Genomic DNA, 20,126 nt, shown 5'->3' with positions numbered 1-20,126 from the left:
CGGGTCCGACATTGTCCACCTCAGCGCAGCAAGCTCACAATCTGCTTGATCAAATTCAGGGGGCGCAGGGGCTTGGGGCAATGGGCGTCAAAACCCGCGTTGAGGGCCTGGAGGCAATCGCTGTCGCGCGCGAACGAGGTCAAGGCGATGGCGGGCAAGCGTTGATGGGCGGGTGAAGCCAGCCCCAGCGACTCGCGCCTGCGCAGCTCCCGGATCAGGTCGTAGCCATCTTTGCCGACCATGCCGATGTCGCTGATCAACACGTCAGGCTTGAAGCTGGCCAACATCTCCAGCGCCTGATCCACGTGGCTGGCCGCCAGCAAAGTGGCGCCCCTGTCGCCCAGGATGATGTGGAGCATGGCCGTGGCATCCGGGTCATCATCAACGATCAGGATCCTGAGCTGCCGCAGCGGCAGGTCATCATGGCCCGCCGGGGCGGTCAGCTCATCGTCGCCCGCGTGCAAGGCAGGTGCAGCCTCAGACCAGGGATCGGTGGGCAGCCACACCTCGAAGGTCGCCCCGTGGCCCAGCCCCTCGCTGCGCACCGACAGCAGGCCGCCATGCGCTTCCACCAGTTGCTTGGCGATCGACAGGCCCAGCCCCAGGCCGCCTCGGTGCCGGTTGCTGGCCGCGTCGCTTTGGGCGAAGCGGTCGAACACGAAGGGCAGAAAATCAGCCGCGATGCCTTGCCCGGCATCGGTGACGAGGATGCGCAGGCCCGTGTCCACCTCCACCAGGGAGACACTGATGGTGCTGGCGCGTGGCGAGAACTTGATGGCGTTGCTGAGCAGGTTCCACAGCACCTGTTGCAGCCTGGCCGCGTCCGCCCGAATCGCGCGGCACGCAGGCGCCTGGATGACGTCAATGTGGATCGCCTTGTCTTCGAGCGCCGGCATCATCGCGCTGATGGCGGCATCGATCTCTTGCGCCGGATCGAGCACGGCCATCGACAGCGGCAGCTTGCCCAGGTTCAGGCGCGACATGTCGAGCAGGTCGGAGATCATGCGCGCTTGCGTGGTGCCATTGCGCTTGATCACCGCCAGTCCGCGCATCGTCTCGTCGGTGCCGCCCCGCTTCATCAGCACATGCGTCCACCCCATGATGGCATTGAGCGGTGTTCGCAACTCGTGCGAGAGCACCGCGATGAAATCGTCTTTCATCCGGCTGACCTGCTCGGCTTCGCCGCGTGCCACGCGCTCACTGTCGAGCAACTGCAAGCGCTGGAGCTCCAGCGCCACCCGCTCGGAGATGTCGGTGGCCAGCACCATGGCGATGCCCGGTTCGATGGGCGAGGGCACGCTCCACTCCAGGTGCACCAGGCCGCCGCCAGGCAGCCGGATGGGCACCTCCTGGCTTTGCGCCTCGGCCCCGACGTGCAGCGCCAAGCCATCGAGCTGCGCAGCCCACTCCGGGACACTGAAGCCGCTCAGCTTGTGGCCGACCACCTCGGCCACGCCGCGCTGCAAGAGCTTGAGCATGGCGGGGTTGGCGCCCACCACCGTGCCATCGCTACCCAGCAGCACAATCCCGCTGGGCGCTTGCGAATAGATCGTGTGGAACTTGGATTCGCTGCGCTCGGACGCCAGCCGAAGTTGCTCGGCCTGCTTGTCCAGCTCGGCATACAGCGCCACAACGCCGGTGTTGGTTTCGTTCAGCTCTTCCCGAAGCTCCGCCAGCTCCAGCGTCATGGCCGCCAAGGCCTTCAGAGCCACCTGGTGAGGATCGTCGAGGCGGTCATCCATGGTCATGCCCGCTTGACCACCACGACCAGCACGTCATCCAACCCCCGGGTGTGGTCACGGACCAACCAGCCCGCGATGACGGCGGGGTCGCAGCGCAGCAAACCGCCCACCTGGTCCAGGCTCCAGCGCGTCTTCAAGCCATCCGAGTGCATCACCAGCAAAGCATGCTCGGGCCACGCGTACGTGGCGTCTTGCAGGGTTCGGATCCTCAAGCCCAGCGTGCCATGCTGCGAGAGCAGCGACCGGTCGGACAAGCCGCAGATGACTCGGCCCGAGACATTGCCGGCGCCAGCGGCCACCACCGTGTTGGCCCGCAGGTCCAGCGCGCAGATGGACACCGCCGCGCCGCGCGTCTGGCGCATCAAGGGGTGCGCTTGCTCCAGCACCGCACTCGGAGACCTGTGCCCATCGCCCACATCGGCCGCGCGGAACGCCTCCATGGCCACCTGCGCGGCGGCGGCGGCTTCGGGCCCATGCCCCAACCCGTCCGCGACGATGACGCTGGCGTGGCCCTCTTCAACGCGGATGTCCCAGGCGTCACCGCTGACCACTTCGCCCGGTGCCGCCAGGCAAATGCCCGCGTACACAAAACGCCGGTTCAACAGGGCTGCGCGATTCGTCGCCGCACCACCCGTGGGAACGCGGATGCGCGACAAAATCACCGTGCCGTGATCCACTTTTGAAAACACCGAGAAATCTGTCGAGAGCCGCTGCACCGCGCCCAGGCCCGTGCCGGGCGTGCCGCCGGTGGAATAACCGTCGAGCAGGCACTGGCTGACGTCCGGCATGCCGGGCCCACTGTCGATCGAGATCACCTCGAAATGGGCAGCGCCCTCTGCGAGGGTGCAGGCGATGAGCAGCCGACCGGCCTTGGCGTGGCGGACCAGGTTCGTGCCAAGCTCGGTCACCACCAGGGCGATGCGGCCACAGACGTCTTCGCCCAGCTCATGTTCGGCCGCGAGGCGCAGCGCCATGCGGCGGGCCTCGCCCACCTGCGATGCCTCGTCAACGTGGATGTCGGCATGGGGCGTCACGTCAGGACTTCCACCGTGTGATGGTGACGCAAGTGCCCTCGCCCACGGCCGTTCGCAACTCGAACTCGTTGACGAGCCTGCGGCTGCCTGACAGGCCCATGCCCATGCCCTTGCCCGAGGTCCACCCATCGGTGAGGGCCAGCTGGACATCGGGAATGCCCGGCCCATGGTCTTCGAAAGCCAGGCGCAGGCCCCATTTCGAGTCTCGCTCGATGATCTCCCAGCGCATTTCGCCGCCGCCGCCGTACACCAGGGTGTTGCGCGACAGCTCGCTCGCCGCCGTGATCATTTTCGTCTGATCCACCAGCGAGAACATCAATTGCCGCGTGAGCTTGCGGACCATTTGCCGGCTGGTGACGACGTCGCTCTCTACCTGGATGGCGATGGTGCCCGTGAGACCTTCCGGTTCAGCATTCAAGGTCGCCCCCATCTGCACGACGCAGCAGCGTCATGCCTCGTTCGACGTTCAGGGCCGTGCGCACGCCCTCCAGCGACAGGCCCAGTTCAACCAGCGTGATGGCCACCGCAGGCTGCATGCCGACCACCACCGTGGTGGCGCCCAGCACCCCGGCGATGCCGGAGATGCTGATCAGCATCCGGCCAATGAACGAGTCCACGATCTCCAGCGAGGAGATGTCGATCAACACCCCGGTGGCGCCACTGGCGGAGATCCTCACAGCCAGGTCATCCTGGAGTTGAACCGCCATCTGATCTTGCAGGTCCACCTGGATCGTGACGAGCAAACATTTGCCCATCTTCAAAACGGGTATGCGTTCCATGGCCGACCTAGCCTTGAGCTTGAGCGCGCGAGACGATCCAGCCCGAGCGCTTCATCGCCAGCGACAGCGCATCGGCCAGCGTGGCCTTGGTGGTGATGCCCTGCAGGTCAATGCCCAGGTGAACGATGGTTTGGGCGATCTGCGGGCGGATGCCGCTGATGATGCAGTCCGCGCCCATCAGGCGGATCGCGGTGACGGTTTTGAGCAAGTGCTGCGCCACGAGCGTGTCCACGGTGGGCACGCCGGTGATGTCGATGATGGCCAGCTCGGCGCCGGTCTCGACGATGCGCTGCAGCAGCGACTCCATCACCAGTTGGGTGCGGCTGGAATCGAGCGTGCCAATCATGGGCGCCGCCAGCACGCCTTCCCACAATTTCACCACCGGGGTAGACAGCTCCAGCAGTTCCTGCTGCTGACGCTTGATGACTTGTTCGCGGCTGCGCTGGTAGGTGGTGGCCGTCCACTGAGCCATCTTGTCGACCAGGGTGGAGGCGGCCCACACGGTGTCGAACACCTGCTGCGGATCGGTGGAGATCAACTGCTGCAGCCCGGCGAAGAGCGGCTTCTTGATGGCCATCACGAAATAGCTGGTTTCACCCGCGCTGGCCCCCTGCGCCGCGCGGGACTGGGACAACTCGGCCAGCACGGCCCGCGTCTTGCTCCAGGCATCGCCGCCAAACTGCGTCAGGTCCGCGTCGTTGCGCACAGCGTCTTGCAGCGCATTCAGCAACTCGCGCGCTTCGTTCTGGGCAAGCTTGGCGTTGGCCCCGGAAGAGCCTTCTCCGGAATGCACCACTTCCTCAATCCATGATTTGAGGAAAGCCTCGGGGGCGGCCTTGAGCACATTGTCAAAGGCGGTATTGACGGGTTTCATCGGATTCCTGGTGGACACCACAAACAGCAGCACGGCATGCCGGTTCGGCATGGGTGACAAGGGATCGGTGGCCAGGAGATGCGCTATCCGACAAGGGCGACGAATCGCGTTGATCCGTCGTGACCCAGTATATCTGCCGACAGCACCGGTGTACTCAGGTCATTCATCCATGGCGAGGTACCGCCCACAGCCGGGCAGCATCACGACAAACTCGCTGCCCAGGTTTCGCCCGGCACTGGTGGCAACGACGGTGCCGCCGTGGGCCACCACCAGGTCGCGCACCACCGCCAGGCCAATGCCAAGGCCCGGGCTGGTCTGGACGAAGGTGGACGCCATCGTGTCCTGCACAAACAGGTCAAAAATGTAGGGCAAGGCCGAGGCATTGATGCCCATGCCGTTGTCGGCCACCTTGATCATCACCATGGGGCCCTGATTCTCCAGGGTCAGTTGAACCTCGCCCTCGTCGGGCGTGTACTTGGACGCGTTGTCCAGCAGGTTGCTGAAGACCTGCGTCAATCGCACGGCATCCCCCTCCACGCAGACCGGCCCCACCGGCAGGCTCACCACCAGGCGTTGATGCCTTTTGTCCATGGCCGGCTTGCACATTTGCACAGCGGCATCCAGCACATCGCTCATCTCCATGACGCATCGCTTGAGCTGGAACTTGCCCGCGCTGACCCGCGATCCATCCAGCAGGTCGTCAATGAGCCGCGAGATGTGGCTCACCTGCCGCTCGATGATGCCTTGCAGACGCGCGAGCTGGGGCTTGTCCAGCCCCGCGTGGTTGAGCAGCAAGGAGACTGTCCTGATGGGCGTCAAGGGGTTGCGCAACTCATGGGCCACCATGGCCAGGAACCTGATCTGCTGGGTGTGGGCATGTTCGGCCTTGGCCTCCAGCTCCTGGGCGTTCAGCGCCGCGATCACCAACTGGGCATTGGCCTCGCGAAGATCGCGCAAGCGCGGATCGACCGCCGGGCCGGGTTGTTCAGGCAGGCTAAGCATGGCCTGGGCCGGTGGGGCCTTCACGCCGGGAAAGGCTGCGATTCGGCGCCCCGCCCAACAAGCCTTCCTGGCCTGGCAGCATGTCGCCAATCTGAATGCCCTCATCGTTGATCGTGAACGAGCGCAGCTCATTGGAGTGCGCACTGGCGCGCACCTTGACCACCGCCATCACACGCTGCAGGCGGCTGTCCACCTCCACATAGCGCTGCAGGATGATGGCATCGGTCAGGAAGGCCGTGCCATACGGGCTGAAACGCAAGTCGGTGTAGCGGTCCTCCAGCTCCGAGGTCATCAAGACCGTGGCACCAGTGCTGGCCAAGGCCGCCACCATGCGCGACAGCGACTCGCGAAAGTCCTCGCGGAAGGTGGGGGCCAAAGCCAGTTCAAACCCCGACAGAGAATCGATGACCACCCGCGTGGCCTTGAGCCGGCGGATTTCGTTGATGAGCAAGGAGGCGATCTCATCCACCGACAAGGCGGCAGCCCGGGTGTCGATCACACCGACGCGGCCGGTTTCAATCAAGTTGGCCATGAGGCTGCCACGTGATCGGTTGGGCCTCTGCTCGAAAGCGGCAATGACGCCCGTCTCGCCCTGGCGGGCCCCTTCGGCCAGGAAACCCATCGCCAGGATGCTTTTGCCGGACCCGGACGGCCCGGCCACCAGCAGGGAGTAGCCTTTGGGCAACCCACCGCCCATCATCTCGTCCAGCGCGGGCACCCCCGTCTGCAAACGAACGGCTTCGCCTGCCGCAGACTCTGGCGGGGCGGCGTAGGCCAACTGCGGTGGCGAAAACACTTGGATCCCGGCGGTGCCGATGCGGAAGGTGTGCAGCCCCGGCTCGGTGGGCTGGCCGCGCATCTTCATGATCTCCATCTTGCGGACCACCGAGTTGCGCTGCACGCTTTGGCGCAACCAGATCAGGCCATCGGCCACGGTGAAAATGGGATTGGGGTCGTTGTCGGTGAAGTACTCGCCAATCAGGAAGGTGGTGGCCTGCCAACTGGTCATCAACACACCCAGGTTCTGGATGAACTGCTGCAGGCTGATGAAGGAGTGCCCCTGGCTCTGGCTGGCCAGCACCACCGAGCGGAACGAATCGATGAAAACCAGCCCAGGCTGGCGTTGCTCTACCTCCGCCACGATGCGGCTCAAGACCTTGTCCAGGTCGCCCGTGGCGGTGTCATCGGCCAGGTTCACGAAGCGGATGGAGCGGTTGAGCTTGTCCAGGTCAAAGAAATCAAACTGCTGCTGGTAGCGCAGCATCTTCAATGGTGGCTCGCCCAGCACGGTGAAATACAGGGCGGGCCGCTCTGGCGTGGCCATGGCGAACATCATCTGGTGCGCCAGGGTTGTCTTGCCACAGCCAGGCGTGCCGGCGATGACGTTGAACGAATACTCGGGCAAACCACCGCCCAGCACCTCGTCCAGTCCTTGCACGCCAGTGCGCAGGCGAGTGATGGTTGCTTTACCAGAGGTGTTCATGGCGAGGTGTCCTGTGCGGGTCGACCGCTTGAAGTTGTTTCGCAGACGGTTCTGAGCAGCCGATCGGTGAGGGATCGGCCAATGAGCTTGGTCAGGAGATCGTAGAAGTTTTCCAACAAGGCCGCGCTCGCCGCTGCGGCAGTCGAGCTATCTTGTTGGGCCAGCACCTCATGCAGCACCGAGAACTCGGCCACTTGCAGTACGCCGTCTTGCGCGGCGGCCAAGCAGGGGAAATCAACCCGGGTGAGTTGCAGGCTGCGCTTGTAGAGCGCGGCAAACCCACGTTGCCCAACGATGGGTGACAAGGCCACATCAATGGCGGACCAGGTCGTCACGGCAATGCTGGCGGCTTGCGCTTCATGGGCACCGTTGGCGGCCAGTTGCGCAAGTATTGCTTTCGTGCTTGGCGCCTCGTCTGGCATGTCGGGTCCGGTGACAATCCGCCCACGCGGAATAGGCAATGGTACGCCTCGTTCAGGCACTTTCAAAGCAAGGGGCTGCCGCTTGTGGGGCGCCGTGTCGGTCGCAGGGCCTTGATCGGTACGTTCAGGCACGTCGAATCCCCTGTTGCGTGTCAAAAATGGACTGCAAGGTGGCCACAAAGGTGGCCACGTCAATGGGTTTGGCAATGTAACCATCGCAGCCGGCCTCGCGCATCCTGGCCCGGTCGCCACTCATGGCATAGGCCGTGAAGGCCACCACGACGATGCCTTGCGTTTGGGAGGCCGCCTTCAATCGGCGCGTCAACTCCAGGCCGTCCATGCCGGGCATCTGGATGTCCATCAGGATGAGATCAGGCTCGAACACGGTGATCTGATCCACGGCCTCGTTCGCATCGGCCGCGCAGTCCACCGTGATCTCCGCTGCCTGCAGAACGGCACGCGCCAGCTCCAGGTTCAGGGCATTGTCGTCCACGATCAACACACGGGGTGAGCTCATGGGGTGTCTCCAGGCTGAGGCTGATGCACGCGGTCAAGCACCACGTGGAACACACTGCCCTGGCCCAAGGTGCTGTGCACACCCACGCTGCCGCCCTGCGCCTCCACGAGCCTGCGTGTCAAGGCCAACCCCAAGCCGGTGCCCTGGTGAAGTTTGTTGTGGCCAGCGTCCAGCTGCTGAAAATCCACGAACAAGCGGGGCAAATCTTCCGGCGCGATGCCAATACCGGTGTCTTCCACCTCCAGCCTGAACCGATCAGGCCCTTCCGCACGGGCGCTGACAGTCACGCGGCCGCCTGAAGGCGTGAACTTGATGGCATTGGACAAGTAGTTGTAGAGCACTTGCTTGAACCGAGCCGGATCAAGCACCAGGCCCGACAAGGCTGCGTCAATCTTGACCTCGAACTGGATGGATTTGCGCTGCAAGGACGGGTGCAACACGTCGCCCAGCTCGGACACCAGTTGTTTGAGGTCGACCGCCTCGGGGAAGAACTCGAACTTGCCGGATTCAACCTTCGACATGTCCAGCACGTCGTTGATGAGGTGCAACAAGTGGCGGGCGCTGCTGCCAATGTGGCCCAGGTACTGGCTGTACTTGGGCGAGCCCGCCGGCACCAAGCCCATGGCCAACAAGTCGCTGAAGCCGATGATGGCGTTCAGCGGTGTGCGCAGTTCATGCGACATGTTGGAGATGAATTGGCTTTTCAGCCTGCTGGCTTCCAGCATCTGCCGATTTTCAAGCTCCAGCCCCTCAAGCTTGCGGTGCGCAGCTTCGGCCTGCTTGGCAGAGGTCACGTCGGTGATGATGCCCAGCAAGCGCGCCGCATGCCCCTCGTGCCGGATGACCCCACCACGGATGCTGATCCAGTGGATGCTGGCATCGGGCCAGATCACGCGGCACTCCGCTTGCCAATCGGTCAACTGCCGGGTGGCCTGGGCCAGGCCTTGCGCCACCTCATCGCGATCGTCCGGGTGCACGCGCTTCAGGAAGGTGTCGACGCTCCAGTCGGGTTGCAAATCATGGTGCCCAAAGCACATGTCGTGTCGCAGCGAATGACGCATGGTGCCGCTGCGCAGGTCCATCTCCCATTCGCCAATGCTGGCGGAATCAAGGGCCAACCTCAGCAGGGCATCGCGCTGGCTGGCACGTTCAAGCTCGCCCAGTTCGCTCACGGCGCTTTCGGCCACGGTTTCGGCGTGCAACGCGGCCAGCACCAGTTGCTCATTGGCTTCCAGCATGCGCGCGCCCTGGGATTCGCTGAACTCTGCGTTTACCTGGGCCATGTCTTGGCGAAGGTGCCGCAGTTCCGCGCGCATGTGGTCAGCCTGACGGTGCAACTGCGCCACCAGGCTGATCGCACCCGCCACGTCCCTGTCAGTGCGGGGAGTGTTCATGGCTGGGGCCCACGCTAGTTCACCGTCGCATCGACCGGCTGCTGGGCGAACACGATCTCGACACGGCGGTTCATCTGCCGCCCCGCCGCGCTGCTGTTGCTGGCGACGGGTTGCTCTTGGCCATGCGCCCGCGTGGTCAGCAGGCCTGGCGACACGCCCAGCCCCAGCAAGGCCGACAACACCGCGTCGGCACGCCGCTGCGACAAGGCCAGGTTGGCCATGCCCGAGCCGGTGCTGTCGGTGTAGCCCTCGATCGAGGCCCTGCGCGCCGAGGGGGTTTTCAACACGGCTGCCAGCTTGGCCATGTGGACGGCACTTTCCGGTCGAAGCCGGGACTCGCCGGTGTCGAACAGCACGTCACCCAAAGTCACCACCAGCCCACGGTCGGTCTGCTTGGCATTGAGGTCTTTCAGTTGCATCTCCAGGCTGTTGACCTGGGCCTGCCCTCGCGCCAGGTCCATGTTCTTCTGGGCATTGCTTTGTTGCGCCAGGGCCAGCTTCTGCTGTGCCGCGTCCGCCTCCTGGGTGCGCAAGGCCAGGCGGGTTCTGTTGCGCTCACTGGCGGCACCGGCTACCACCGCATCGGATGCTTTGTGCGATGCGGTTTCTCGCGCGATGACCACGCGCTGGGCGGTCATGTAGGCCATGTGGTCCACGGCAGACAGCGTACCCCCTTCGGCCCAGGTTCGGTCTGCGGCGGCCAGCGCGTCTTGCGCCAGCTTGAGTTCATCGGGTGCCAGCGCCATGACCTGGGTATCGCGCTGTGCGAGGTTGACGCCCTGGCGGGCTTGCTCCAGCGCGCTGTTCGGCTCGCGGGTGGTGCCGCAGGCGGTCAAGGTGGCGGCGAGGGTGGCCAAGGCAATGAATCGAATGCTCATGAGGATCTCCTGAATTTTTTAAGTGGGGGCTGTCAACGGACCGTGTTCCGATTGATCTCGTCGCGCAACACGCGGGCGGCATTTTCTGACTCCTGGGCGGCCTTGCGCGAGCGTTCCGACTGCGCGTGCAGTTCGGCCACTTGCGCATCCACCTGGGCCTGCTCGGCCAGTTGTTTGGCCCGTTCAAAATCCTTGGCTTCCATGGCCTGGCGTGCGCTGGCCAACTTGGCGGTGGCCACCTGCAACTGCGCCGGGGCGTCTTCGCTGGTGCCGGTGGTGCTGGCGCGCTGCACGGCCGCGTTGGCCACCGCCATCTCGGCTTTGGGCCCGGGCTTGCTGGCGCATCCGGCCACCAGCAGGGCCATGGGGCCCAACACCGCCAAGATGAACACGGCATGGGGACGACGAAGTGAGGTTGATCTGGTCATGGTGCTTCCCGGATTGAATGATCGACACGAGGTCGTATCAACCAAGACTAGGGAGGCCCTTCGGTGGCGTCTGTCTGCCAGCGCACATTGGCTGGGGGGTCAGGTGGCCACGGTTCGGGGCAGCAGGCGGTCGTACTCCGTCTTGACCACCGCGTAGCACTCGCAGGTGCGCTGCTCCAGGCCGGGCCGGTCCAGCACCGTGATCCGACCTCGTTGGTAGCTGATCAGGCCTGTTTTCTGCAACCGGCCGGCTGCCTCGGTCACGCCTTCGCGCCGCACACCCAGCATGTTGGCGATCAACTCTTGCGTCATGAAGATCTGATTGGAGGGCAGGCGGTCCAGGCTGAGCAGCAACCACCGGCACAACTGCTGATCCAGGGAATGGTGGCGGTTGCACACCGCCGTTTGCGACATCTGGGTGATCAGCGCCTGCGTGTAACGCAGCAGCAGGTGCAGCACCGGCCCGGCGCGGTTGAACTCCTGCATCATCACGCCCGCCTTGAGCCTGAAAGCCCGGCCCGCACTTTGCACCACCGCCCGGCTCGGCGTGGACTCCCCGCCCATGAACAGCGAGATGCCCACCAGGCCCTCCAACCCCACCATGGCGATCTCGGCGGAGCCGCCGTCTTCCATGACGTAGAGCAAGGACACGATCGAGTCGGTGGGAAAGTAGACGTGGGCCAGCCTGTTGCCTGGCTCGTAAAGCACCTTGCCCAGAGGCATGTCCACCAGCTCGAGTTGCGGCAGCCAGCGAACCCACTCCGCTTCGGGCAATGCCGCCAGCAAGCGGTTCTGTCGGGGGTCGGGGGCCAGGGTCATGCGGTCCTTCAGGAGATGTCGGCCTGAGGGTTCGCCTTTGCATGGCGCCCTTGATGGCGCGGCATGCGTCAGTCAAACCACGGTCGAGTGAAGGTTCGCTGAAGCGTTGAATCCTGACCAAACCAGTATAGGCGGCGCACGCGGCCCGATCATGGTCCTGTTCCGTTCACCACACTGTGTGCGCCAGCGCACAGACAGTCAAGCGCACAGGGCGCAGTGTCCCTGCAAATCAGGCTGGAGCGGAACCCATGAAGAATCCATCGAGCAAGGACACCCAGGTCATCCTGGGCAATGGCTGGCGGCAGTTCGCCTTCGCCCGAGATGACCTGGAATACCTGGGCACCATCCGGCGTGGCCTGGAAATTGGCGCGCTGGCGAAAGACGCCGAAGGCCATTTTTTGCAGGTCAACGGCGACATGCGCCAGAGCCTGAACACCAGCCGAATGGAGGCCATGGTGCGAAAAGCCGTTGTCCGCATTCAACCCGCCAGCGTCACCCGCCAACCCACCCCGGTTGAACGCGCGGCGGTGGTGGTGGTGGTCAAGCCGCGCAGGCGCGTGGTTTTTCCCATTGAAGTGCCCGCCTGCGCTGTTGAAAGCCCCTGAAACCCAGGATCAGCCCGCCAGTGAGGGGATGTGAGCGCAATCACAGGCCGTTATCCGAAGACCTGAGGCTAGAGCCGGGAGCGAGCATGGGGTATGCATAAACTGACACCCCTGGTCGCCTCGGCCGCGCTTTTGACTTGTGCCGTGGCTTCGGCCACAGAGCTGCCCACCGGCCCACAGATCACGGCCGGATCCGGCAGCGTGGACACCCAGGGCGCCACCATGACCATCACCCAGACGACCGCCAGGATGGTGACCGACTGGCAGGGCTTCTCCATTGGGCAGGGGCACACGGTCAACTTCATCCAGCCATCGGCGCACGCCGTGGCCTTGAACCGCGTGCTGGGCGCCGACGTGTCGGTGATCCAGGGCACGCTGACTGCCAACGGCCTGGTGTTCATCATCAACCCCAACGGCGTATTGTTCACGCCCACGGCGCAAGTGAACGTGGGCGGCCTGGTGGCTTCCACCTTGAACCTGAGCACCGCCGACTTCATGGCGGGCCGCTACCGGTTTGCGGGCACCAGCAGCAATGCCATCGTCAACCAGGGCCGCATCACCACGGCGCATGGCGGCTCCATCGCCTTGATCGCGGCCCGGATCACCAACACCGGCAGTCTGGTGGCTCGGCAAGGCCAGATCCTGATGGGAGCGGGCAGCCAGGTCACGCTGGACCTGGGCGGGCCCGTGAAGATTCAGGTGACGCAAGGCGCGCTGGACGCGCTCATCACCCAGGGCGGGGCCATCAAGGCCGATGGCGGCTTGGTTTACCTGACCGCCAAGGCGGCTGGCGATCTGATCACCACCGTCATCAACCACACGGGCGTGACCGAAGCCCAAACCCTGGCCAGTGGCGAGACCGGACAGATCTACCTGATGGGCGGCATGGACAACGACCGCACGGTGGTCGGCGGCACGCTGGATGCCAGCGCCCCTGATGGCGGCCATGGCGGCTTTGTGGAAACCAGCGCGGCCCACGTGGCCCTGAGCGCCGGCCTGCAGGTCAGCACCCTGGCCCCCCAGGGCCACACCGGCACCTGGCTGATCGACCCGCAAGACTTCACCATCGCGGCCAGTGGCGGCGACATCAGCGGCACGCAGTTGAGCGGCTTTCTGGCCAGCAACAACGTCACCATTGAAAGCAGCAGTGGCGGCACAGCGGGCAACGGTGACATCCATGTGAACGATGCCGTGAGCTGGTCGGCCAACGAGCTGACCCTGACCGCCGCCCGCGACATCAACCTGAATGCGGTGTTGACCGCCAGTGGCACGTCCAGCCTGGTCTTGAACACGGGCACCACCAATGGCAACGATGGCGGCGACGGCAGCGGCACGGTCAAGGTGGGCTTCGCACCAGGCCAGGCCAATGGCTTTGCGGGCCGGGTGGATTTCGCAGGCCGCTCGGGCACGGGTTTGCTGACCATCAACGGCAACACCTACACCGTCATCAACACCGCCACCGACCTGCAAGGCATGCAAGGCAACCTGGGCGGCTACTACGCGCTGGGCAACGACATCGATGCCAGTGCCACTGCCGCCTGGAACAGCGGGCAGGGCTTCACGCCCGTGGGCGATGCCTCGAACGCCTTCACCGGGCAGTTGGACGGCCTGGGCCACACCATCGATCAACTCACCATCAACAACCCCTCATCCAACAACCAGGGCCTGATCGGCAAGGCCTTTGGGGCGGAGGTTCGCAATGTGGGCCTGAGCAACGCACAGGTGACTGGCAATGACCAGGTGGGCGCGCTGCTGGGCGAGGCCGTGGTGGGCGTGTTGAACAACAGCTACGCCACGGGCGGCCAGGTGAGCGGGCAAAACCAGGTCGGCGGGCTGGTCGGTGCGAACAACACCATGCGCGTGAACGACAGCCATTCATCCAACACCGTGAACGGCAACAGCATGGTGGGCGGCTTGATGGGGTGGACCAACGGCGGCGTCAATTCGCACCGCAATCACGCCTTGGGCCAGGTGACCGGCACCGGCCAGTATGTGGGCGGCCTGATCGGCTACAACGATTTTGCTTACAACGTCTTGTCCAGCCACGCCTCGGGCAACGTCATCGGTGCGGAAGCCGTGGGCGGGCTGGTGGGCTACAACCACAACGGCGACATCCGCGACAGCCATGCCTCCGGCACGGTCACCTCGACCGGCAACCAGGCGGGCGGCCTGGTGGGCCTGAACCGCGGCACCATCGATGGCAGCCATGCCACGGGCAATGTGTCGGGCAACGCCAACCAGGGCGGCCTGGCGGGCATCAACGAGTACATCGTGCGCAACAGCTACGCCACTGGCACCGTGACCGGAACGGGCATCCTGGTGGGCGGATTGACCGGGCAGAACAATGGCCACCTGCTCAACAGCTATGCCACGGGTGCAGTGTCTGGCCCCGGCTACGTGGGCGGCCTCACCGGGTACAGCAACAGCATCATCATCAATACCTACGCCACAGGCTCAGTGACCTCGACCGGCGAGGAGGTCGGCGGCCTGGTGGGCCACTTTGGCGGTTCGATTGACAGCAGCTACTCTACCGGGGCCGTGAGCAGCCCAGGTGTTTACGTGGGAGGACTGACCGGCTACGCCGACAGCGGCGCGACCAACAACAGCTTCTGGGATGTGACCACCTCTGGCCAAAGCACCAGCGCGGATGGCAGCTTGGGCCTGACCACGGCCCAGATCAAACAGCAGGCCCACTTCAACAACGCCAACTGGGATTTCTCCAGCGCCTGGGTAATGTACGAAGGGCACACCGCCCCGCTGTTGAGGACGTTCATGACGGCTTTGACCGTGAGCGCGGCCAACGCCAGCAAGACCTACGATGGCACGGCCTACAGCGGCAGCCCTGGCTTGACCTATTCGGCGGCGCCAGACATGAGCAAGCTCTTGGGCACCGCCGTGTACGACGGCAGCTACCAAGGCGCCACCCAGGCCGGCAGCTACACCATCACCCCGGATGGGCTGTACTCCAGCCAGCAGGGCTACATCATCAGCTACGGCACACCAGGCACGGTGACCATCGACCAAAGGCCCATCACGGTCACGGCCGACGCGCAAAGCAAGACCTATGGCAACGCCGACCCCACCTTGACTTACCAGGTCACCACCGGCACCTTGGTCGGCAGCGATGTGCTCAGCGGCAACTTGAGCCGCGCCACCGGCGAAGACGTGGGCGACTACGCCATCAGCGCTGCCAGCCTGAGCAACGGCAACTACCTGATCACGGCCCACGACGGCACCTTGACCATCGACCCACGCCCCATCACCGTCACGGCCGATGCCAAGGACAAGGTCTACGGCCAGGCCGACCCCACCCTGAGCTACCAGGTCACCGCTGGCAACCTGGTGGGCAGCGATGCGCTCAGTGGCAGCTTGAGCCGCGCCACCGGCGAAGACGTGGGCGACTACGCCATCAGCGCGGATGGCCTGAGCAACGGCAACTACCTGATCACGGCACAGGACAGCACGCTGACCATCGACCCACGCCCCATCAGCTTGACCGTGGACGCCAAGAGCAAGACCCATGGCGATGCCGATCCAGCGTTCACCTACCAAATCAGCAGCGGCAGCCTGGTTGGAAGCGACGAACTCAGCGGCAGCCTCACACGCGCCGCTGGCGAGGACGTGGGCGACTACGCGATCAGCGCGTCCACCCTGGCCAACAGCAACTATCTGATCACGACCACCGATGGCCCACTGACCATCCTTCAGCGCCTGTTCACGCAAGTGCCCGCTGAGCAGGCCGCCGTCGCCACCGCCCAAACCACGGCCGCGTCCAGCGCGGTGAACACCCATGCCACCCCGGTCGCCATCCCCCTGAACCCCAGCGGCTCGGGCTTGCCGGGCCTGTCCAATCTGGCCGTCGTGGCCGGTGGCATCAAGCTGCCACCGCGAGCCGAACAAGAAGAGCGCCAATGATGATGAATCGCGCCCCCACACTCCTGGCCATCACCTTGGCCCTGGCACTGCCCGCTCACGCTCAACAGCCACCCGATGCCGGCCAAACGCTGCAGCAACTTCAGCCCGACTTGCCCGCGCCCAGGACCAGCCAGGGCGTTGACATTCAAGCGCCAAACCCCACAGCCACCCCGGCCGGGGGCATGGAGATCCGACTGCAGACGGTGAGCTTCGAAGGCAACACGCTTTTCTCCGACGCGGCCCTGCAAGCGGTGTTGGGCGACGTGACCGGCAAGACCTTTGACATGGCGGGCTTGCGCCAGTTGGCCGAAGCGGTCAATCGACACTACCGCCGTGAAGGCTATCCTTTCGCGCGGGCATTCCTGCCCACCCAAGCCTTGAACCATGGCGCACTGCGCATTGAGGTGATAGAGGGCCGCTACGGCGAAGTCCGTGCCATCGGCGATGACGCGCCCCTGGTGGCCCAGGCTCAAGCCTTCCTGGCCCCGCTGCAGTCAGGCGCCGTGATCGAAAGCCGACCGTTGGAGCGGGCCAGCTTGGTCCTGAGCGATCAGCCCGGCATCCAGGCCAGCCCCGTCCTGCGGCCCGGCCAGGCGGTGGGCAGCGGCGACCTGGAGGTGGCGATTCAACGCACCAAGGCCTATACCGTTGAGATCGGCCTGGACAACCATGGCAACCGCTACACCGGCCAGGCCCAGGCCCGCTTGAACCTGGACATCAACAGCCCCTTCAGGCTGGGCGACCAGGCCACCTTGCACAGTTTGATCACGCAGCAGGGCATGTGGTTTGGCCAGTTGGGCTACAGCTTGCCTTTGGGCGCCTCGGGCCTGCGAGGGCAAGTGGGCTATGCCCACACCTACTATGAACTGGGGCAGGAGTTTGATGCCCTGGGCGCCAACGGCACCGCCCATGTCGCCAGCCTTGGCATGAGCTACCCCTTGCTGCGCTCACAAGGCGCCAACCTGAGTGTGAGTGGCACCTACCAGCACAAGATCCTGGTCGACAAGCAGGATGCCGTGGGCACCCGCAGTGACAAGTTCAGCCACTCACTGCCCCTGGCCTTGAACTTCGACGTGCGCGATGGCTTTGGTGGCGGTGGCATCACGCAAGGTGCCTTGGCCTGGACCCAAGGCCAACTGCACCTGGATGCCTCACTGCGCAACGCCGATGCCCTCACTGCCCGCATGGAGGGGCACTTTGGCAAGCTCAACCTCGACCTGGTTCGCAGCCAGGCGCTGATGAACCGGCTCACCCTGTTCGCGCGGGTTTCGGCCCAATGGACTCACCACAACCTGGATTCCTCCGAGGAGTTCGGGCTGGGCGGGCCTGGCGGTGTGCGGGCCTACCCGGTGGGCGAAGGGTATGGCGACCGGGGCTGGCTCGGCCAGCTGGAGTTGCGCTACACCCTGGATGCCTGGGCGCCCTATGCCTTCTATGACAGCGGCAAGGTGACCACGGCTGCACGCCCATGGACGCCCGGCATCAATGAGCGGCATGTGGCCGGCGCTGGCGTGGGTTTGCGTTACCAACAAGGCGGCTGGCGCGCGGACGCGTCCATCGCGTGGCGCAGCCAAGGTGGCGCCGCCCAATCCGACACCGTGCAGCGCAACCCAACCGGCTGGTTGACGGTGAGCCACCAGTTCTGAACACCCAGGTCGGGGCCAGCGGTAAGCACGACTCCACCGTCACTTGGGCAGGATGTGGGGCACCAGGGGCCGCTCCAGGCGCGTGACCCACCACTTCAAGGCCTCGCCCATGCGCCCGGGCTTCCAGGCCAGCCAGAAGGTCTCATCAGGCCGAGGCTCTTCGCAGGGCAGCTGCACCAAGGTGCCGCGCGCCAGGTCCGCCTGAACACACACCAAAGGCAGGAAGCCATGCCCGATGCCCGCCACCTGGTAGGCAATCTTGGCCGCCATGGATGGCACCGTGATGCGCTTTTGCCCCATCAGCAAACCCACGGTGCGCTCTGACAAGGAGCGCGCGCTGTCGCCCACCACGATGGCCGTGTGCAGCAGCAAGTCCTCACGCGTCACAGGCCGCGTCAGCAAGGCCAGTGGGTGGGTCGGTGCCACGCAAAATCCAAAGGCCAGCGAACCCACGCTGACCGCCTTGTAGCCGCCGCCCGCCGGGCCATCGCCCGCGGCCACGATCACATCGGCGCGCCCATCGCGCAAGGCCTCCCAGGTGCCGGTCAGGGTTTCGCAGGCGATGCGCAGGCGCGTGCCGCACTGCAGGTCTTCGAAGGCGCAGATGTCGTCGGCCAGGGCGCTGGTGGGGATCAGCGAGTCGTGCACCAGGCGCACTTCGGTCTCGAAGCCGGTGGAGATCTGCCGCATCCGCGATTCCAGGTCAGCGGCCGCGCTCAGCAACCAGCGCCCCTCCTTGAGCATTTCCTGGCCCGCCGGGGTCAGGCTCACGCGCGGGCCGTGGCGGGTGAACAAGGCCAGGCCCAGGTGATCTTCCAACTTGCTGACGGCGTAGGAAATGGTGGAGGGCACCTTGTGCAGGCGCTCGGCCGCAGCCGCGAATGAGCCGTGGCGCGCGATGGCGTCCACAACCTCGATGGCTTCCAGGGTGATTTTCAGCATGATCGAAATTATCGATCATAGGCGCGCGAATGTTTCAAGCTGGAGGCCATTTAAAACGCAGACACTTGATCCATGCCAACAAATCAACCGAGAAGCAAGCCTGCTTCCCAGGTTGACCCAGGCCAACATCAATCATGAATTTTGTCGACAGACAAACTGACCAGGAGCCCACCATGCAAGAACTTCGCCCCTCCTCCGCCCGCGGCATCGCCAACCACGGCTGGCTCAATTCCCACCACACCTTCTCGTTCGGCAGCTACCGCGATCCGCAGCACCAAGGTTTTTCGGACCTGCTGGTGATCAACGATGACCGCGTGGAGCCCGCCCAAGGCTTTGGCACCCACGGCCACAGCAACATGGAGATCTTCTCTTACGTGCTGGAAGGCGCGCTGGAGCACAAGGATTCGATGGGCACCGGCTCGGTCATCCACCCCGGCGACGTGCAGTTGATGAGCGCGGGCACCGGCGTGCGCCACAGCGAGTTCAACCATTCGGCCAGCGAGCCTGTGCACTTCCTGCAGATCTGGATCGTGCCCAACGTCAAGGCGGTGGAGCCCAACTACCAGGAGAAGGGCTTCACCGCCGCCGACAAGCGCGGCCGCCTGCAACTGATCATCTCGCCCGATGGCGCAGACGGCTCGCTGGCCATCCGCCAGGATGCGCGCGTCTATGCCGGCCTGTTCGATGGCGCCGAGCAAGCCACGCTGGAGTTGGGTCCTGATCGGTATGCCTATGTGCACGTGGCACGCGGCAGCGTCGAGCTCAATGGCCAGCGCTTGAACGAAGGCGACGGCGTGAAGCTGCGCCACGAGCAGGTGCTGAGCTTGTCCGGCGGCCAGCAGGCCGAGGTGCTGGTCTTCAACCTGCGCCCCCAAGAGCTGCCCGCCCTGTGAACCTGACAAATCTTCAAGACTGAAACGGCGCCCAGCGGCACGATCTGCCGCAGCGCCACCCAGCCATCCAACCATCTTCTTTCCAAGGAACCCGCCATGCCCATCACCGCCACCCCCACACCCGGCGCCAAGCTGCTCACCCCCACCGACCACGCGCTGATCCTGATCGACTTCCAGTCGCAGATGGCCTTCGCCACCCACTCGATCGACGCGGTGAGCCTGCGCAACAACGCCGCCTTGGTCTCGCGCGCCGCCGCCGGTTTCAAGGTGCCCACCATCCTGACCACCGTGGCCGAGAAAAGCTTCTCGGGCCCCATGTTCGACGAGATCACCTCGGCCTTCCCCGGCCAGGCGCTGCTGGACCGTACCTCGATGAACACCTGGGAAGACGCGGGCGTGATCAAGCAGGTCAACGCCATCGGCAAGGACCGCCTGGTGTTCGCCGGCCTGTGGACCTCGGTCTGCATCGTCGGCCCCACGCTGTCGGCCCTGGACCAAGGCTACGAGGTTTACGTGATCGCCGATGCCTGCGGCGACGTGTCCGACGAAGCGCATGAACGCGCCATGGCGCGCATGATCCAGGCCGGCGTGCGCCCCATGACCTCGGTGCAATACCTGCTGGAGCTGCAGCGCGACTGGGCCCGAGGCGACACCTACGAGATGACCACTGGCATTGCCAAGCAGTTCGGTGGCGCCTATGGTTTGGGCATCACCTATGCCAAGACCATGTTCGGCGCACACGAGGGCTGAGCA

General features: G+C 64.8%; 19 protein-coding genes. 5 read left to right on the top strand and 14 right to left on the bottom strand.

Going from position 1 to position 20,126, the window contains the following annotated elements:
* Window positions 1-20: 20 nt before the first annotated feature.
* The 13 genes from Q7V20_RS03150 to Q7V20_RS03090 form a co-directional block, all read right to left on the bottom strand.
* Window positions 21-1,742, bottom strand: a complete 1,722-nt coding sequence (locus Q7V20_RS03150) for an ATP-binding protein (protein WP_304787081.1) — start codon at window positions 1,740-1,742, stop codon at window positions 21-23.
* A 2-nt stretch (window positions 1,743-1,744) separates the two neighbouring features.
* Window positions 1,745-2,776 carry an ATP-binding protein gene (locus Q7V20_RS03145; protein ID WP_304787079.1) on the bottom strand — a complete coding sequence of 344 codons (1,032 nt, stop codon included), beginning with the start codon at window positions 2,774-2,776 and terminating at the stop codon, window positions 1,745-1,747.
* Window position 2,777: 1 nt separating this feature from the next.
* The gene (locus Q7V20_RS03140) at window positions 2,778-3,194 is read right to left on the bottom strand and encodes an anti-sigma regulatory factor (RefSeq protein ID WP_304787077.1); all 417 of its coding nucleotides are present in this window, start codon (window positions 3,192-3,194) and stop codon (window positions 2,778-2,780) included.
* Window positions 3,184-3,555, bottom strand: a complete 372-nt coding sequence (locus Q7V20_RS03135; protein WP_304787076.1) for an STAS domain-containing protein — start codon at window positions 3,553-3,555, stop codon at window positions 3,184-3,186. The genes Q7V20_RS03140 and Q7V20_RS03135 overlap by 11 nt, the downstream gene beginning before the upstream one ends.
* Window positions 3,556-3,562: 7 nt before the next feature.
* Window positions 3,563-4,429: an STAS domain-containing protein gene (locus tag Q7V20_RS03130; RefSeq protein WP_304787074.1), complete on the bottom strand. Its 867-nt coding sequence runs from the start codon at window positions 4,427-4,429 to the stop codon at window positions 3,563-3,565.
* A 159-nt stretch (window positions 4,430-4,588) separates the two neighbouring features.
* Window positions 4,589-5,431: a sensor histidine kinase KdpD gene (locus Q7V20_RS03125; protein ID WP_304787071.1), complete on the bottom strand. Its 843-nt coding sequence runs from the start codon at window positions 5,429-5,431 to the stop codon at window positions 4,589-4,591.
* Window positions 5,424-6,914 (bottom strand): ATPase domain-containing protein, encoded by a 1,491-nt coding sequence (locus tag Q7V20_RS03120; RefSeq protein WP_304787070.1) that lies wholly within the window; start codon window positions 6,912-6,914, stop codon window positions 5,424-5,426. The genes Q7V20_RS03125 and Q7V20_RS03120 overlap by 8 nt, the downstream gene beginning before the upstream one ends.
* On the bottom strand, window positions 6,911-7,336 hold the full coding sequence (locus Q7V20_RS03115) for a hypothetical protein (protein WP_304787068.1): 426 nt from the start codon (window positions 7,334-7,336) through the stop codon (window positions 6,911-6,913). Before Q7V20_RS03115 ends, Q7V20_RS03120 begins: the two co-directional genes overlap by 4 nt.
* A 124-nt stretch (window positions 7,337-7,460) precedes the next feature.
* Window positions 7,461-7,853, bottom strand: coding sequence for a response regulator (locus Q7V20_RS03110; RefSeq protein WP_304787066.1), 393 nt, complete (start codon window positions 7,851-7,853; stop codon window positions 7,461-7,463).
* On the bottom strand, window positions 7,850-9,247 hold the full coding sequence (locus Q7V20_RS03105; protein WP_304787064.1) for a HAMP domain-containing sensor histidine kinase: 1,398 nt from the start codon (window positions 9,245-9,247) through the stop codon (window positions 7,850-7,852). Before Q7V20_RS03105 ends, Q7V20_RS03110 begins: the two co-directional genes overlap by 4 nt.
* Before the next feature lie 14 nt (window positions 9,248-9,261).
* Window positions 9,262-10,125, bottom strand: coding sequence for an OmpA family protein (locus Q7V20_RS03100; protein WP_304787062.1), 864 nt, complete (start codon window positions 10,123-10,125; stop codon window positions 9,262-9,264).
* Window positions 10,126-10,157: 32 nt separating this feature from the next.
* Window positions 10,158-10,553, bottom strand: a complete 396-nt coding sequence (locus tag Q7V20_RS03095; protein ID WP_304787060.1) for a DUF4398 domain-containing protein — start codon at window positions 10,551-10,553, stop codon at window positions 10,158-10,160.
* A 99-nt stretch (window positions 10,554-10,652) separates the two neighbouring features.
* Window positions 10,653-11,372 (bottom strand): Crp/Fnr family transcriptional regulator, encoded by a 720-nt coding sequence (locus Q7V20_RS03090; RefSeq protein ID WP_304787058.1) that lies wholly within the window; start codon window positions 11,370-11,372, stop codon window positions 10,653-10,655.
* Window positions 11,373-11,620: 248 nt separating this feature from the next.
* Here Q7V20_RS03090 and Q7V20_RS03085 point away from each other — a divergent pair, with 248 nt between their 5' ends.
* The 3 genes from Q7V20_RS03085 (at window position 11,621) to Q7V20_RS03075 (ending at window position 17,538) form a co-directional block, all read left to right on the top strand.
* Window positions 11,621-11,977 carry a hypothetical protein gene (locus Q7V20_RS03085; protein WP_304787056.1) on the top strand — a complete coding sequence of 119 codons (357 nt, stop codon included), beginning with the start codon at window positions 11,621-11,623 and terminating at the stop codon, window positions 11,975-11,977.
* Window positions 11,978-12,070: 93 nt separating this feature from the next.
* The gene (locus tag Q7V20_RS03080; RefSeq protein WP_304787054.1) at window positions 12,071-15,892 is read left to right on the top strand and encodes an MBG domain-containing protein; all 3,822 of its coding nucleotides are present in this window, start codon (window positions 12,071-12,073) and stop codon (window positions 15,890-15,892) included.
* Window positions 15,889-17,538, top strand: a complete 1,650-nt coding sequence (locus Q7V20_RS03075) for a ShlB/FhaC/HecB family hemolysin secretion/activation protein (RefSeq protein WP_304787052.1) — start codon at window positions 15,889-15,891, stop codon at window positions 17,536-17,538. Before Q7V20_RS03080 ends, Q7V20_RS03075 begins: the two co-directional genes overlap by 4 nt.
* Before the next feature lie 39 nt (window positions 17,539-17,577).
* Here the strand turns inward: Q7V20_RS03075 and Q7V20_RS03070 are convergent, their stop codons facing one another.
* Window positions 17,578-18,480, bottom strand: coding sequence for a LysR family transcriptional regulator (locus Q7V20_RS03070; protein WP_304787050.1), 903 nt, complete (start codon window positions 18,478-18,480; stop codon window positions 17,578-17,580).
* Window positions 18,481-18,653: 173 nt separating this feature from the next.
* Here Q7V20_RS03070 and Q7V20_RS03065 point away from each other — a divergent pair, with 173 nt between their 5' ends.
* On the top strand, window positions 18,654-19,373 hold the full coding sequence (locus Q7V20_RS03065; RefSeq protein ID WP_304787048.1) for a pirin family protein: 720 nt from the start codon (window positions 18,654-18,656) through the stop codon (window positions 19,371-19,373).
* 96 nt (window positions 19,374-19,469) lie between these two features.
* A complete protein-coding gene (locus tag Q7V20_RS03060; protein WP_304787046.1) occupies window positions 19,470-20,123 on the top strand; it encodes a hydrolase in 654 nt (217 codons plus the stop codon).
* Window positions 20,124-20,126: the final 3 nt, after the last annotated feature.

Origin of the sequence: Aquabacterium sp. (assembly GCF_030652515.1) — a bacterium.
Taxonomy (GTDB): domain Bacteria; phylum Pseudomonadota; class Gammaproteobacteria; order Burkholderiales; family Burkholderiaceae_C; genus Aquabacterium.
This window is presented reverse-complemented; position numbering and strand designations above follow the sequence as displayed.